Raw genomic sequence first — 15,034 nt, 5'->3', positions numbered from 1 at the left:
CCCCCACGCCCGCCCCCGCCACCTGGACCGCCCTCGCCAAGTCCCTGGACGGCCGGCTCGTCCGCCCGGGCGACCCCGCGTGGAAGTCCGCCCGCCAGCTCTACAACACCCGCTTCGACACCCTCCGCCCCACCGCCGTCGCCTACGCCGCCCACGCCGACGACATCCGCACCGCCCTCTCCTACGCCCGCGCCCACCACGTGCCCGTGGCGATCCGCAACGGCGGTCACAGCTACGCCGGCTGGTCCTCCGGCAACGGCCGTCTCGTCATCGACGTGTCGAGGCTCAACCGCGTCCGCGCCACCTCCGGCGAGGCGGTCGTCGGCGCCGGCGCCAAACTGATCGACGTCTACCGCGCCCTCTCCGCGAAGGGCGTGACCGTCCCGGCCGGCTCCTGCCCCACCGTCGGCATCTCGGGCCTCACCCTCGGCGGCGGCCACGGTGTCGTCTCCCGCGCCTACGGCCTGACCTGCGACAGCCTCACCCGGGCCACCCTGATCACGGCCGACGGCAAGGAGATCACCGCCGACGCGGCAGGCGCCCACAAGGACCTCTTCTGGGCCCTGCGCGGCGCGGGCAACGGCAACTTCGGCATCGTCACGGAGTTCCACTTCCGCACCCACCCCGCCCCCGGAGCCGTATCGGCGTACCTCAGCTGGCCCTGGCGCAGGGCCGCCGCGGTCGTCGGTGCCTGGCAGGAGTGGGGCCCGGACCAGCCCGACGAGATCTGGTCCTCCCTCCACCTGGCCGCCGCCCCCGGCCACACGCCCACCGTCTCGGTCGCCGCCTTCTCCCTCGGCACCCACGGCGAACTCCAGAACGCCGTCGACCGCCTCGCCGGCCGCGTCGGCGCACCCGCGAGCCACGTCTCCCTCAGGCGCCGTACGTACCAGGAGTCGATGGAGATGTACGCGGGCTGCTCGTCCTTCTCGACCGACGCCCGCTGCCACCTCCCGGGCTCGGCACCCGGCCACTCGCCGGAGGGCTCACTCGGCCGCGAGACCTACGCGGCCCGCTCGGACTTCTTCGACCGCTCCGTCCCGCCGGCCGGCGTCAAGGCCCTGCTGGCCCGGCTCCCCGAAGTGCGCGGCGGCGCCGGCAGCATCGCGTTCACGGCCCTCGGCGGTGCGGTGAACCGCGTCTCCCCGACCGCGACCGCGTTCGTGCACCGGCGTTCCCGGACACTGGCCCAGTACCTCGTCTCCTGGCGGCCGGGCACGAGCGGTACGGCGGCGCGGTCGTGGCTGGATTCCGCCTATGCCGCGATGCGCCCGTACGCCTCGGGCGCCGCCTACCAGAACTACACGGACCCGGAGCTGACGGACTGGCGGAAGGCCTACTACCAAGACGCGGCCCCGCGCCTGGCGCGTCTGAAGCACCAGTACGACCCGGACCGCGTCTTCACCTTCCCGCAGGCGCTGTGAGCGTCAGGCGGCGAGGTCCCGCTCACCCGCCGCCTCGGCGCCGCTCTCCTTGCGCGCCCCCGGAATCACGGCACCGCGTCCGGCGGCACCCGCCCGTCCTCGCGCGCTGACCAGCCACCCCGCCTTCGGCGAGCGCTCGATCGCCCGGGTCAGCGGCGTCAGCAGCGCCATGGCGACCGGCGACAGCAGCAGCGCCACCGCCGTACCGAGGGCGAACCCGCCCACGACGTCCGTCGGATAGTGCACACCCATGTAGACGCGGATGAAACCGCCGAAGAGCGCCAGGACGATGGCGGCGATCCCGAACTTCCGGTTGGCGACGAACAGGGCGACGGCCAGGGCCATGCAGAGCGTGGCGTGGTCGCTCACGAAGGAGAAGTCTTCCTTCCCCTGCACCAGAACCTCCAGCCCCTCATGGGACTTGAAGGGCCGGGGCCGTTCGACGAATCCCCGTATCGGCACGTTGACGAGCACGGCGACGCCGGCCGCGAGCGGCGCCCACGTCAGGGCGGCCACGTTCGACGCCGCGTCCTCGCCGCCCCGCCGCCGCACACCCCACCAGCACCAGAGCACCAGCAGCACGATCGCGAACAGCAGTCCGTACTCACCGACGAACTCCATGACCCGGTCGAACCAGTGCGGTGCGTCCTTGGCCAGGCCGTTGATGTCGTAGAGCAGCTCGACGTCGGGGTTCGACCCGGATTCGGCGAGTCCAGCCATGGTGCTGCGGCCCCTTCGTCATGTCCCGAGGCGCACCGGTCGCACGCCTGCTCTGCCACCCCCGTGGTCAGCTACACGTCAACAGGAACGCACGGTCCCCGTCGATACGTTCCACACTCCACTGAATGATCACGCAGACGTTATCGAAGAGAGACACGTCGTCGCAGCTCAGGGCAGGGTTTCACGCGGTGTTCACACCCTCCCATTCACGCGGTGGTGGGCAGCGCTTTCGCGCCATCCTCGGTGACCCGGGTGGCCCCGAAATAGTCGGGGGTGTCGACCGGGTCGAACCGGATCACGGCCCCCGTCCGCGGCGCGTCGATCATGTATCCGCCGCCCACGTAGATCCCCACGTGGCGGATGGCCCGCGAGTTGGTGAGGTCGTCCGAGAAGAACACCAGGTCTCCCGGGAGCAGTTCGTCCCGTGCGGGATGCGGCCCCGCGTTGTACTGGTCGTTGGCGACCCGCGGCAGCTCGATCCCCACACTCTCGTACGCGGCCTTGGTCAGCCCCGAGCAGTCGAACCGCCCTCCCTGATCGGCCGTCCCGTTGCCGCCCCACAGATACGGCGTCCCGAGCTTCTTCTGCGCGTAGGCGATGGCCCCGGCGGCCTGCTCGGACGGGTCGACCCGCCCGGTGGGCTCGGCGAAGCTCTTCTCCAGCGTGGTGATGATCCTGACGTAGTTCTGCGTCTCCTTGTACGGGGGCACGCCCTGGTACTTGATCACCGCGTAGGCGCCCGCATTGTAGGACGCCAGCATGTTCTCGGTCGGATCGCCGGGCACGTCCTTCACGTAGGAGGCCAGGGAGCAGTCGTACGACGCCGCCGAGGGAATCGCGTCCGCCGGGTCCCAGACGTCGCGGTCCCCGTCCCCGTCCCCGTCGATGCCGTGGGTGGCCCACGTCCCGGGGATGAACTGCGCTATCCCCTGCGCGGCCGCCGCGCTCTGCGCCCTCGGGTTGAACCCGCTCTCCTGGTACAACTGGGCGGCCAGCAGCGCCGGGTTGATGGCGGGGCAGAGATTCCCCCACTTCTGCACGAGCGGCTGGTACGCCGCGGGCACGGTCCCCTTGGCGAGCTTCTTGGCACCGCCCGAGCCCGACCCGCCGGCCAGGTTCCCGGCGACGAGGTACACCCCCACGACGAGCAGCATCACGAAGCCCATCCCCAGGGCAACCGCCACACCGGCACCGACCCACAACTTGCGCATGGTCCAACCATCCCCCATGGACGCCCGGTTCAGTGCCGTTTCCCGGCCATGTCACACGGCCCGCCCTGCCCTGGTCCGCGCTCGTGCGGATTCTTCCCGCTGCACCGACGAACCACGTTCCGCGCAGCGACCCGGACTGACAGCATCGTCTCCGACCAGCCGTCAGGGAAGGGTGACAAGGGGGGCGTCGTGGAGCAGGGCACGCAGGGAATGCTCGTGGGCGGCCGGTACCGGCTCGAACGAATCCTCGGCACCGGCGGGTTCGGACGCGTGTGGGCCGCACGGGACGAGACCCTCCAGACCGAGGTCGCGGTCAAGGAACTCCTGCTGGAGCCCCACCTGCCCGAGACCGAGCGGCTCGACCGCCTGCACCGCGCGGGACGCGAGGCCCGCAACGCCGCCAAGCTGCGCGATCACCCGCACATCGTCAGCGTTCACGACGTGGTCGTCGTCGACGGCACGCCGTGGATCGTCATGCAGCTCGTGTCCGGCCACTCCCTCCAGGAACGCCTCGCCGGACCGGGCCGTCTGTCCGTCGCCGAGGCCACCCGGCTCGCGGAGGCCCTCCTGCGCGCCCTCGGCGCCGCCCACGCGCACGGCATCATCCACCGCGACGTCAAACCCGCCAACGTGATGCTCACCGACGACCACCGGATCCTGCTCACCGACTTCGGCATCGCCGTCAACGGAACCGAGACCCGGCTGACCCGGACCGGCCTGGTCATCGGCTCCCTCCCGTACCTCTCCCCCGAGCGGGCCCGGGGCACGGCGGCGGGCCCCGCGAGCGACCTGTTCTCACTGGGCACGACGCTGTACGAGGCACTGGAGGGAACCTGTCCGTTCCACCGCGACGACCCGCTCGGCTCCCTCCACGCGGTGGCGTACGAGGAGGCTCCCCCGATGCGGCGGGCGGGTTCCCTCGAACCCCTCGTCGTGGCCCTCCTGGCCAAGAACCCGGCCGACCGCCCCTCCGTCCCCCAGGCGTTGGAGTTCCTCGAAGCCCCGTCACGGAAGAGGAAGCAGGAGAAGCCGACTGCCCGGGTGACGCCAACGCAGGCCACGAACAGCGGTTCCTCCCAGGCCACCCTGGAGATCGACAACCGGACGGGCGGCCGGCTCGACGTCATCCTCGACGACGTCCACCGCCACACCGTCGCCCCCGGAGCGACGGGCAGCTACCCACTCGCCCCGGGTGTCCGCAAGGTCGCGGTGAAGAGCGACGGACACACGAGCGCCCCGTGCGTGCTCCACCTCAAGGCCGGCACCACCGAGCGCATCCCCGCCCGCAACCGGGGCAGGAACGTACTGCTCGGCAGCCAGCAGCGGCCCGTGGAATCCCCGGCCAGGGTGTCCACGGCGGCACGCGCGCTCCTCTGGGCCCTCGCCGTCGCCACGGCGCTGACCATCCTGTACGCGGCGAACAACGCTTTCGCCGGTTGAAAGAGGCCCTGCCGCGTCAGCAGCACCCACAGCCCCCTGACACCCGATCAGGGTCTAACGACCGAACCGCTCCCCAGGTTTCGCTTACACATCGTTGCCAGCCATGCACCGCCGTGATACACAGAGTGACGATACGACCACCAGAAGCCGTCTCGGCGCCGACCAACCAGCCGGCGCCGGGCGGTGGCAAGCTGTTCGCATAAAACCCGCCAAACAATGACGCCAAGGCGACATGCCAAGGCGTCATCGTCGGCGACAATGAGGCTTGACCTCTGCACGTCCGCAGAGGGCGCGGAACTACCCAACAGGGGCGGTGACTTACATGCTCTTTGCGGCCGACGAGGGAGACATCAACACCATCATCGGGGGGATCGCTCCGGACTGGGGCCCCTTCGGCAGCCTGGGCAACGAGGCCAAGGTGCTGATCGAGGTGGTGATGGCCGTCGCCATCCTGCTCTGCCTCGGCATCGCCATCTGGGGCGCCGCCAAGCAGCGCATCGGCGCCACCGCACTCCGGGACACCTTCAGCGCGGAGCAGGGCAAGGGCCTGATCATCGCGGGGCTGACGGGCGTGTTCATCATCGGCTCCCTCGGCACGCTCTTCACCATCGTGTACGGGATGGCCGTATAGCCCGGCTCCTGTCCGTCCCTTCCCCTCCACCCCACCCGCCCGTCGTGCCAACCGGCTGAGGTTGCGTTTCCCTGATGTCGAGTCACAACACCGCGCCCGAGCGGGACCCAGCACGGCTACCGTCGTACGTACACGGCCGACCCGACGTCGAGGGGGCGTACGCGGCATGAGTATCGGAGACGATCACCAGTCGTCCGGCGATTACGACGGCCCCGGCCGGACCCGGCTCCGCCTCCCGGAGGAGGACGGCGCCCCCCGGCGCGGCGGCCGCTCCTCCTCGCGGAGCCTGGTCACCGTGGTCGGCGTCGTCGTCCTGCTCATCGCCGCGATCGCCTTCGCGAACCGTGGAGGAGACGGCTCCGCATCCGCGGAGGGCGGCTCCACCGACAAGCCGAAGACCTCGGCAACGGCCCCCTCGGGCACCCGCCCGGTCCAGTCGGGCTTCGCCCACGACGAACAGGGGGCACAGAGCGCGGCGGCGAACTATGCGGTGGCGCTGGGTTCTGACGGGATGTTCGATGCGTCCAGACGGCGTGAGATCGTGGGTGCCGTATACGCGCCCGACGCCGCTGCTGCGCGGCAGGCCGACCTGGACGGGGCGTACTCGAACCAAGAGTTCCTGGCCAACATCGGCCTGAACAAGAACGGCAAGGCGCCAGCCGGTCAGACTTTCGTCTCTCGAGTGATCCCGGTGGGCACGAAGGTCACATCGTTCAGCGCCGACAAGGCCACCGTCGAGGTCTGGTACACCTCGCTGTTCGGGCTATCGGGGGGCAGTTCCACCAATCCCGTGACCGAGAGCTGGTACACCACCACGTACCAGCTCACGTGGACCAATGGCGACTGGAAAGTCACCGACTTCGAACAGAAGGACGGGCCTGTGCCGGTCGGGCGCGATCAGCGTGCCTCCACGGCTGACGACATGACGAAGGCCGTCGAGGAATACGGAGGGTTCACGTATGCGCGCTAACCACCGCGTCCTCAAGGTTTCAGCCGCAGTCGCAGCAGTACAGGCCGTGGCGATCTTGACGGCGACCCGGGCATTCGCCGCTCCGACCCCGCATCCGACGGATTCCGACGACCCTTGTGACCTCATCCGTGGCCCCGCCAAGGACTACTGCGAACGAGGCGAAGGCGCGCGATCCGGCGGCGGCGGCTCCGCCCCCGATGCCGTCCCCTCCACCCTCGACCCCCTCTCCTCCCTCGCCAAGGGCTGTGCCGACGCCGCCGCCTGGACCGTCGACACACTCAGCAAGGCCGTGAAAAACACCGCCGACGTCGACTTCACCAACGGCACCTTCCTCAAGCAGTACGGCATCGTCTTCGCCGCGTCGACGATCCTCACCCTCGTCCTGTGGCTGCTGGCGGTGGCCAAGCGTGCCGTGCGCGGCGTCCCCCTCACCACCGCGCTCTCGGAGGCCGTCGGGTTCCTCTGGCTCACCGTGCTGGCGTCGGCCTTCACGCCGTTGATCCTGTACACGGTCGTCTCGGCCACCGACGCCGTCACCGACGTCCTCGCCAAGGGCACCGGCGACCAGACGGACACGTTCTTCGGCACGTTCAGCCAGGCGCTGAAGCAGGGCAACGACATCGGCGGCGGCCCGATCATGCTGATCATCGTGTCGTTCGTGTCGATCATCGCCGCGGGCATCCTCTACCTGGAGCTGTACCTCCGCGCCGTCCTCCTCTACGTCGGCGCCCTGCTCGGCGTCGTCGTCTACGCCGGCCTGGTCGACAAGAACCTGTGGGGACACGTCCGCCGCTGGGCGGGCATCATGATCGCCGTGATCATGGTGAAGCCCGTCATCGTCATCGTCCTCGGCCTCGCCGGCGCGCTGACCACGAAGGACGGTCCCGACTCCGTCGCCGCCGTCGTCTCCGGCCTCGCCATCATCCTGCTCGCGATCTTCGCCTCGGCGATGATCTACCGCTTCGTCCCCGGCTTCGGCGACGAGATCGCCAACGGCCGCAACAACCGCATCATGCAGGGCGCCGAGGGCAAGGCCGCCGCAGTGATCAGCTCCCCCGCGAACCTCGTCGCCCAGGGCATCAGGACCCACAGCGCCCGCAGCAACGGCAACAGCGGCGGACAGTCCTCGTCCTCCGCAGCCGCCCGCCCCTCCAACCCCGCCTCCGGCGGAGTCGCCGCACACAGCACGCGCCCCTCGAACGGCGGCGGCGGAAATGTCCCCTCCGCCGCACCCGCACCGCGCTCCGGCAGCCCGGTGAACACACCGCACGCAAGCAACACCCGCAACACTCGTAACAGCCAGAGCACAGGAGGTGACGGGCGTTGACGACCGAGTCCCACATGTCCCCCACGGTCACGCCCCGCCGTACGTATCTCATCGGCCGCGCCCGGCCGAACGCGATCGTCGGCCGCAACCGCGAGACCGGTGAGATCGCGCTGATCGTCGCGGGCGCGTTCCTCGGCATGATGTGCGGGCTCCTCGTCCCCGTCCTGTCCCTGCGCATCGTGCTGCTCGCCGGCTTCCCGATGCTCGCGCTGGCGGCCGTCTACGTGCCGTACAACCACCGGACGTTCTACCGGTGGTTCGAGATCAACCGCAGCTACAAGCGCACGCTCCGCAAGGGCACGACCTACCGTTCCGGCGCCATCGAGGCCGGCACCCGGATCGACGGCCGCGAGGTCGAGGTCGGCCCGCCACCCGGCATCGGCCGCATCTCCTGGCTGGCGGCGCCGTTCGGCCCGGACGAGATCGCCGTACTGCTGCACGCCGACCGCAAGACGGTGACGGCCGCCATCGAGATCGAGGGACCCGGTGTCGGCCTGCGCGACTCCGAGGACCAGGAAGCCCTCGTCGACCGCTTCGGCACCCTGCTCAAGCACGTGGCCAACGGCGACGGCTTCGTCACCCGCATCCAGATGCTCGCCCGCACCCTCCCGGCCGACCCTGACGCGCACGCCAAGGACGTCGCCCAGCGCGGCGACGACAAGTCGCCGCCGTGGCTGCGCCAGTCCTACGACCAGCTCCAGTCGATGGTCTCCACCAGCAGCGAGCAGCACCGCGCCTACCTCATCGCCTGCATGCACTACACCCGCGACCTGGCCGCCGAGGCGCACACCATGGCCCGCGCCGCCCGGCCGCACAGCGGGCGCAAGCTGGACCGGGACGCCGGCCTCGCGGTCGTGATGGCGCGCGAGCTGACCGACATCTGCTCGCGCCTCCAGGAGGCCGACATCCGCGTACGCCAGCCGCTGGGCCAGGGCCGGCTCGCCTCCCTCATCCACGCCATGTACGACCCGGACCACCCGATCGACCACATCCAGGCGATGACCAAGCGCAACGCCTGGCCGGCCGAGCTGGACGCCATGGAGCCCACCTACCTCCAGGCCAAGACCCGCGAGTCCGCCACCCGCGCCCCCTGGTGCCACGCCACCGCCTGGATCAAGGAGTGGCCGATGACCCCGGTGGGCGTCAACTTCCTGGCGCCGCTGCTCGTCCACACCCCGGACGTGATCCGCACGGTCGCCGTCACGATGGACCTCGAACCCACCGAGGTCGCCATCGAGCGCATGCTGACCGAGAAGACGAACGACGACGCCGAGGCGTCCCGCGCCGCCAAGATGAACCGCACCGTGGACCCCCGCGACATCGCCGCCCACGGCCGCCTCGACCAGCGCGGCGAGGACCTCGCCAGCGGCGCGGCCGGCGTCAACCTCGTCGGCTACATCACCGTCTCCTCCCGCAACCCCGAGGCCCTGGCCCGCGACAAGCGGACGATCAGGGCCTCGGCCGGAAAGTCGTACCTGAAACTGGAGTGGTGCGACCGTGAGCACCATCGCGCCTTCGTGAACACTCTTCCGTTCGCCACCGGCATCCGAAGGTAGGGGCTGAGCCTGATGCGGGACCCGCTGACCGTCCTCACCGACGCCTTCACGTCCTTCCTCTTCGGGAAGGTGGAGACGACCCGCCTCCCCGTCCGCACGTCCACCGGACAGGCCCAGGCCGTCTACCTGCCGACCGCCGCACCCGGCCTCGGCGACTCCGGCGTGATCATCGGCCGCGAGGTCTACTCCGGCAAGGGCTACATCTACGACCCCTTCCAGCTCTACGGCCAGCAGCTCCCCGCCCCGCACTGGCTGGTGCTCGGGGAGTCCGGCAACGGCAAGTCGGCGCTGGAGAAGACGTACGTCCTGCGCCAGCTCCGCTTCCGCGACCGCCAGGTCGTCGTCCTGGACGCCCAGGGCGAGGACGGCGTCGGCGAGTGGAACCTCATCGCCGAGGAGCTGGGCATAACGCCCATCCGCCTCGACCCGATGGCCGCCCTGGACCACGGCATCCGGCTCAACCCCCTCGACCCGGCGATCACGACGACCGGCCAGCTCGCGCTGCTCCGCACGATCATCGAGGTCGCCATGGGCCACGGCCTGGACGAGCGCTCCGGCTTCGCGCTCAAGGTCGCGCACGCCTACGTCAACGAGACCATCGTCGAACGCCAGCCGGTCCTCACCGACATCGTCGAACGGCTCCGCCACCCCGAGCCGGAGTCGGCCGAGGCGATGAACGTCGCCATAGACGACGTACGGGCCTGGGGCCTGGACGTGGCGCTGGTCCTCGACCGCCTGGTCGACGGCGACCTGCGCGGCATGTTCGACGGCCCGACGACCGTCGGCATCGACCTCGACGCGCCGCTCATCGTCTTCGACCTCTCCCACATCGACCGCAACTCCATCGCGATGCCGATCCTCATGGCCATCGTGGGCGTCTGGCTGGAGCACACCTGGATCCGCCCCGACCGCAAGAAGCGGATCTTCCTGGTCGAGGAGGCCTGGCACATCATCAACAGCCCGTTCGTGGCGCAGCTCTTCCAGCGGCTGCTGAAGTTCGGGCGCCGGCTGGGTCTGTCGTTCGTGGCGGTGGTGCACCACCTGTCGGACGTCGTGGACGGGGCGGCGGCCAGGGAGGCCGCGGCCATCCTCAAGATGGCCTCCACCCGCACCATCTACGCCCAGAAGGCCGACGAGGCACGGGCCACCGGACGCGTCCTGGGCCTGCCCCGCTGGGCGGTGGAGATCATCCCCTCGCTCACCCCCGGCATCGCGGTGTGGGACGTCAACGGCAACGTCCAGGTGGTCAAGCACCTGATCACCGAGACCGAACGCCCGCTGGTCTTCACCGACCGCGCGATGACCGAGTCGTCCTCCGACCTGACCGACGACGCCCTGCGCGCCGCGGAGCTGGAGGCGGAGGAACGGGCGGCGGCGTTCGTGGAACAGCACATCGGCGACTCGTCGGAATCGACGGTGGCGTAGGACGAGGGGGAGGAACCGGAGGCATGAGACCGGACGACCGCCGCGACCAGCGGCCGGCCCAGGGCGGCGGGATTCCCGACGGCCTGCTCATCGGCACACTGGCCTTCCTCCTCGGCATGACCCTGCTGGTGTGGACGGCGACCTGCCTGTCCGCCCTGTTCGCGCACGGCTCCTGGCCGGACGGCGTCAGCTTCACCGGCACCCCGCAGGCCATGCGCCACCTGATCGCCGAGCCCCACGACGTCCCCGGCGCCTGGCCGGAGGCCCCACGGACGGCACTGTCCGGGTACGGGCTGTTCTGGGGGCTGTTCATCGGACAGTTGATGGTGCTGTTGGTGCTCACGGTGTTCGTGATGGGCACGCTGGCGCGGTGGCGCGCGGTACGGCAGCGACGCCGCGAGGAACCGACCCCGGCGCCCGCGCCGGTGGCGCAGGAGACGCCGGCCACGGAGACCCGAATCCGGGAGGCACCCGTACGGGAGGTACCTGTACGGGAGGCACCCGTGCAGGGGCCACCGGTGCACGAGGTACCGGTGCACGAGGTGCCCACCCCCAGGGCGCCGCGGCAGGACCCCGCTCCGGAAACCGAGCCCCTGGCCTCCGCGTCCCACGGCAATCGGCCAGGTGGGTGGGAAGCGCCCCGAACCGAAGGCGCGGTGCACTACGGGCCCAGGGCCGGCCGCCACGAAACCGCAGCCTGCGCCCTGCGGGACGCACCCGGCGCCGCCCTGGTCCTCACGTCCAACCCCGCCCTCTGGTCGGAGACCAAGGACGCCCGTACCAAGCTCGGCCCCACCCACCTCTACGACCCGAACCACCTCTGCGACACCCCCGCCCGCTTCCACTGGTCCCCCACCGCGGGCTGCGAGGACAAGGAGACGGCCGTCGCCAGGGCCGCCGCTCTCCTCGCCCCGGTCCGCCCCACCGCCCGCCTCGACCAGGCGGTCGGCGACACCGCCGAACTCCTGCTGCGCAGCTACCTGCACGCCGCCGCCATCGACGGCCGCACCGTCCGCCACGTCCACCGCTGGTCCCAGGGCCTCCAGGTCCAGGATGCCGTCCGGGTCCTGCGCACCCATCCCAAGGCCGCGCCCGGTGCCGCGGGTGAACTCGAAGCCTCCCTCACCGCCCACCCCGAACGCCGGGACATGGCCCAGCAGCTCACCGCCCGGGCCCTGGCCGCCCTCTCCACGGTCAACATCCGCGAGGCATGCACTCCCCACCGAAATGACGCCCTCGCCCTGGATTCCTTCGTTCACGAACAGGGCACGCTTTATGTGGTGGGTGAATCGATCGAGGACCCCCGCACGAGCCCGGGCGCGATGCCGCTGCTGACGGCGCTCGTCTCCAGCGTGGTCGAGCGCGGCCGGCGCATGGCCGAACGGTCATCCTCCGGTCGCCTCGACCCACCAATGACGCTCGTCCTGGACGACGTGGCCGCCGTGGCCCCGTTCCCGCAGCTCCCGGAGCTGCTCGCCACCGGCACGGACCTCGGCATGCCGACCCTGGCCCTGCTCCGTTCCCGCGAACAGGGCCGCGCCCGCTGGCCCCACGACGAGCTCCCCGTCTGACGCGCCCCGGCCGCCCGGCGTCCGCCCTAACGCTCGAGCACGTACTCCAACTCGTAGTCACCGGGCCCGCCCACCAGTGGCACCCGGCGCCCGCTGGGCACGAACCCGGCCTTGCGGTAGGCGCCCTGCGCACGGCCGTTGTCCGGATGCACGATGAGCCGTACGCGCTCGGCGCCGTTCGCCCACGCCCAGTCGAGTCCCGCCTCGAACAGCGCCTTCGTCAGCCCGCTCCCCCGCCACTCCGGCCGCACGAACACCCCGACGACGTGTCCCTGCCGCCGTTCCACCGGGAAACCGGCCCAGTCCGTCGACCCGGCCTCCTCCACCAGCACCGTCAGCGTGCCGAGCCACAGGCCGCCGGGCCCCTCGGCCACGATCTGCTGCGCCCCCGAGGCCCCCTCGGCACCACCGGCGGCCCGCTCCCGCCAGAAGGAGTCGGGACGCGCGGCGGCATCGTCGTACGTCTCCAGGTACGCGAGATCCGCCACCGGATCCCGCAGCGCCCGCAGCCGCAGCTCCTTGACCGCGGGCCACTCGTCGGCGCGTATGGAGCGGATCACGTAGTCACCGGGGACCGAGGCACTCATGCGGGCCACCGTAGTACCCGGGTACTACACCTCTCACCTCATATACGACCTCCGGAAGGACGCCCGGCCGTTCCCCGACCCCGAGCATGGTCGGATGGACCACGTGGACCCCGTGCAGACCGGCCCCGAGGACCGGGCGGCCGAACCCCTCACCGAGTACGTCCAGCGCGTCAACCGCCGGGTCCGCGACTTCGACCGGCGCCGTCCCCTGCTGTGGGACGTACTCCTCACCGGCTTCTGGGTCCTGGCCGCCCTCATCGACGCCACCGGCGGCGGCTGGCGCAACGTCGCCCGCGACCCCGGCGCCCCCGTCGGCCTGGTCCTCGCGCTCAGCATCGCGCTCTCCGTGCCCCTCCTCTGGCGCCGTAGCCACCCGGCGGCGGCACTCCTCGCCACGCTGCCCGCGGCCCTCGTGAGCTCCTGGTCGGGCGCCACACTCCAGGCCGCCCTGCTCCAGCTCCTCCTCGTCCACCACATCGCCCTGCGCCTGCCGCTGCGCAACCTCTGGTGGGTGGTGGCGGTGGTGACCGCTCCGACGTGCGTCACGGTCGCCCGTTACGGCGACAGTCCGGGCTCCTGGAACCAGCAGCTCGGCTCGCAGCTCCTCTCCATCGGCGTGGCCGCCCTCATCGGCATCACCGTCCGTGCCCGTCGCGACCACACCGCGGTCCTCGAGGACCGCGCCCGCCGCCTGGAGACCGAACGCGACCAGCAGGTCCGGCTCGCCGCCGCCGCCGAACGCGCCCGCATAGCCCGGGAGATGCACGACATCATCGGCCACAACCTCTCGGTCATCACCGGACTCGCCGACGGCGGCCGCTACGCCGCGGCCAAGTCCCCCGACCGTGCCGCCCAGGCCCTCGACGCCATCAGCACCACCAGCCGCCAGGCCCTCGGGGAACTGCGGCGCCTCCTGGACGTCCTTCGCGACGACACCCAGGACGGCGCCCGTACGGCTCCCGAGCTGGCCCCGCAGCCGGCCCTCACCGACCTCGACCAGCTCATCGACGGCGTTCGACGGGCCGGCCTGCCCGTCCGCACGACCGTCACGGGCGAGCCCGCCCTCCCCGAAGGCCGCCAGCTCACCGTCTACCGCGTCATCCAGGAAGCCCTCACCAACACCCTCAAGCACGCCGGTCCCGACGCCGACGCCACCATCGACCTCGCCTACGGGACGGGCGGCGCCGTCACCCTCACCGTAACCGACACCGGCCGGACCGTCCCGGTGCAGGCACCCGCACACACCGGCGGGCGGGGCCTGACCGGAATGCGTGAACGAACCGCCTTGTACGGCGGCACACTTGAGGCAGGCCCCCGCCCGGCCCCCGCACACGGCTGGCGCGTCCACCTGCACCTACCGGAGGAATCCCCGCAGTGACTACCGTCCTCATAGCCGACGACCAGCCCCTCCAGCGTTTCGGCTTCCGGATGCTCCTGGAGAGCCAGGACGACATGACGGTCGTGGGGGAGGCGGCCAACGGCGCCGAAGCCACCCGGATGACGGCCGAACTCCGCCCCGACGTCGTCCTCATGGACGTCCGCATGCCGGGCCTGGACGGCATCGAGGCGACCCGTCGCATCGTCGCCGACGGCGGCCGCTCCCGTGTCCTCATCCTCACCACCTTGGACCTCGACGAGTACGCCTACTCCGGTCTGCGCGCCGGAGCCTCCGGCTTCCTGGTCAAGGACGCCCAGCCCGAGGAACTGCTCTCCGGCATCCGCGCGGTGGCCACGGGCGACGCGGTCGTCGCCCCGAGCCTCACCCGCCGCCTGCTCGACGCCTACGTCCACCACCTGCCGGCCACCACGGAACCCACCCGAGCCGCGGGTTCCCCCGATCCCCGGCTGTCCCCGCTCACCGAACGCGAGACGGAGATCCTGCGCGTCATGGGCCAGGGCTGGACCAACACGGAAATAGCGGAACGCTTCCACTTGGCAGAGTCGACGGTGAAAACCCACGTGGGCCGCATCTTGGCCAAGACGGGTTCGAGAGACCGCGTCCAGGCGGTCATCCTGGCCTACGAAACAAGACTCGTCGGCTAAGGAAAAGGACCCTGAACGCAAAAAGACCCCGTACCGTTCCCGGTACAGGGTCTTCCCGCAATAATTGTTCGGCGGCGTCCTACTCTCCCACAGGGTCCCCCCTGCAGTACCATCGGCGCTGTAAGGCTT

At 70.9% G+C, this 15,034-nt stretch carries 13 protein-coding genes; 10 read left to right on the top strand and 3 right to left on the bottom strand.

All coding sequences use genetic code 11. The features are described 5' to 3' along the window. A partial coding sequence (locus IG88_RS0136585) for an FAD-binding oxidoreductase (RefSeq protein ID WP_031050817.1) occupies positions 1–1,424 on the top strand: 1,424 nt, incomplete at its 5' end. A 3-nt stretch (positions 1,425–1,427) separates the two neighbouring features. On the opposite strand, the gene IG88_RS0136580 is transcribed toward IG88_RS0136585, so the two are convergent. Together IG88_RS0136580 and IG88_RS0136575 are read right to left on the bottom strand one after the other, a co-directional pair. Next, the gene (locus IG88_RS0136580; RefSeq protein WP_031050814.1) at positions 1,428–2,144 is read right to left on the bottom strand and encodes a phosphatase PAP2 family protein; all 717 of its coding nucleotides are present in this window, start codon (positions 2,142–2,144) and stop codon (positions 1,428–1,430) included. A 206-nt stretch (positions 2,145–2,350) separates the two neighbouring features. After that, a complete protein-coding gene (locus tag IG88_RS0136575) occupies positions 2,351–3,373 on the bottom strand; it encodes an NlpC/P60 family protein (protein ID WP_107452422.1) in 1,023 nt (340 codons plus the stop codon). A 171-nt stretch (positions 3,374–3,544) separates the two neighbouring features. Here IG88_RS0136575 and IG88_RS40485 point away from each other — a divergent pair, with 171 nt between their 5' ends. The 7 genes from IG88_RS40485 to IG88_RS0136540 all read left to right on the top strand — a co-directional run bounded on the left by IG88_RS40485 (position 3,545) and on the right by IG88_RS0136540 (position 12,275). After that, positions 3,545–4,795 (top strand): serine/threonine-protein kinase, encoded by a 1,251-nt coding sequence (locus IG88_RS40485; RefSeq protein WP_158854203.1) that lies wholly within the window; start codon positions 3,545–3,547, stop codon positions 4,793–4,795. Positions 4,796–5,117: 322 nt separating this feature from the next. After that, positions 5,118–5,426: a hypothetical protein gene (locus IG88_RS0136565; protein WP_031050804.1), complete on the top strand. Its 309-nt coding sequence runs from the start codon at positions 5,118–5,120 to the stop codon at positions 5,424–5,426. A gap of 166 nt (positions 5,427–5,592) precedes the next feature. Next, positions 5,593–6,396 carry a hypothetical protein gene (locus IG88_RS0136560; protein WP_031050801.1) on the top strand — a complete coding sequence of 268 codons (804 nt, stop codon included), beginning with the start codon at positions 5,593–5,595 and terminating at the stop codon, positions 6,394–6,396. After that, entirely contained in the window at positions 6,386–7,723 is a 1,338-nt protein-coding gene (locus IG88_RS0136555) for a hypothetical protein (RefSeq protein ID WP_031050799.1), read from the top strand. The genes IG88_RS0136560 and IG88_RS0136555 overlap by 11 nt, the downstream gene beginning before the upstream one ends. A gap of 14 nt (positions 7,724–7,737) precedes the next feature. Beyond that, positions 7,738–9,279: an SCO6880 family protein gene (locus tag IG88_RS0136550; protein WP_107452423.1), complete on the top strand. Its 1,542-nt coding sequence runs from the start codon at positions 7,738–7,740 to the stop codon at positions 9,277–9,279. 12 nt (positions 9,280–9,291) lie between these two features. Continuing rightward, a complete protein-coding gene (locus IG88_RS0136545; protein ID WP_030405136.1) occupies positions 9,292–10,704 on the top strand; it encodes an ATP-binding protein in 1,413 nt (470 codons plus the stop codon). Positions 10,705–10,727: 23 nt separating this feature from the next. Further along, positions 10,728–12,275 (top strand): type IV secretory system conjugative DNA transfer family protein, encoded by a 1,548-nt coding sequence (locus IG88_RS0136540; RefSeq protein WP_031050793.1) that lies wholly within the window; start codon positions 10,728–10,730, stop codon positions 12,273–12,275. A 26-nt stretch (positions 12,276–12,301) separates the two neighbouring features. Here IG88_RS0136540 and IG88_RS0136535 read toward each other — a convergent pair whose 3' ends face one another. After that, positions 12,302–12,862 (bottom strand): GNAT family N-acetyltransferase, encoded by a 561-nt coding sequence (locus IG88_RS0136535; RefSeq protein WP_031050792.1) that lies wholly within the window; start codon positions 12,860–12,862, stop codon positions 12,302–12,304. A 94-nt stretch (positions 12,863–12,956) separates the two neighbouring features. Between IG88_RS0136535 and IG88_RS0136530 the strand changes: the two genes are divergently transcribed. Together IG88_RS0136530 and IG88_RS0136525 are read left to right on the top strand one after the other, a co-directional pair. Further along, positions 12,957–14,240 carry a sensor histidine kinase gene (locus IG88_RS0136530; protein ID WP_031050789.1) on the top strand — a complete coding sequence of 428 codons (1,284 nt, stop codon included), beginning with the start codon at positions 12,957–12,959 and terminating at the stop codon, positions 14,238–14,240. Continuing rightward, positions 14,237–14,905, top strand: a complete 669-nt coding sequence (locus IG88_RS0136525) for a response regulator (RefSeq protein WP_031050787.1) — start codon at positions 14,237–14,239, stop codon at positions 14,903–14,905. The genes IG88_RS0136530 and IG88_RS0136525 overlap by 4 nt, the downstream gene beginning before the upstream one ends. Positions 14,906–15,034 lie beyond the last annotated feature (129 nt).

This window comes from Streptomyces sp. NRRL F-5650 (genome assembly GCF_000721365.1).
In the GTDB taxonomy this organism is placed as follows: domain Bacteria; phylum Actinomycetota; class Actinomycetes; order Streptomycetales; family Streptomycetaceae; genus Streptomyces; species Streptomyces ardesiacus.
Note: the sequence above shows the minus strand (reverse complement) of the source record. Positions and strands in the feature narration are given on the sequence as shown.

Bases quoted from the DNA above. Each gene is read 5' to 3' on its own strand.
- IG88_RS0136540 (WP_031050793.1), top strand. From the start codon at position 10,728: ATGAGACCGGACGACCGCCGCGACCAGCGGCCGGCCCAGGGCGGCGGG.
- IG88_RS0136560 (WP_031050801.1), top strand. From the start codon at position 5,593: ATGAGTATCGGAGACGATCACCAGTCGTCCGGCGATTACGACGGCCCC.
- IG88_RS0136545 (WP_030405136.1), top strand. From the start codon at position 9,292: ATGCGGGACCCGCTGACCGTCCTCACCGACGCCTTCACGTCCTTCCTC.
- IG88_RS0136565 (WP_031050804.1), top strand. From the start codon at position 5,118: ATGCTCTTTGCGGCCGACGAGGGAGACATCAACACCATCATCGGGGGG.
- IG88_RS0136575 (WP_107452422.1), bottom strand. From the start codon at position 3,373: ATGGGGGATGGTTGGACCATGCGCAAGTTGTGGGTCGGTGCCGGTGTG.
- IG88_RS0136550 (WP_107452423.1), top strand. From the start codon at position 7,738: ATGTCCCCCACGGTCACGCCCCGCCGTACGTATCTCATCGGCCGCGCC.
- IG88_RS0136530 (WP_031050789.1), top strand. From the start codon at position 12,957: ATGGACCACGTGGACCCCGTGCAGACCGGCCCCGAGGACCGGGCGGCC.
- IG88_RS0136580 (WP_031050814.1), bottom strand. From the start codon at position 2,144: ATGGCTGGACTCGCCGAATCCGGGTCGAACCCCGACGTCGAGCTGCTC.
- IG88_RS0136555 (WP_031050799.1), top strand. From the start codon at position 6,386: ATGCGCGCTAACCACCGCGTCCTCAAGGTTTCAGCCGCAGTCGCAGCA.
- IG88_RS0136535 (WP_031050792.1), bottom strand. From the start codon at position 12,862: ATGAGTGCCTCGGTCCCCGGTGACTACGTGATCCGCTCCATACGCGCC.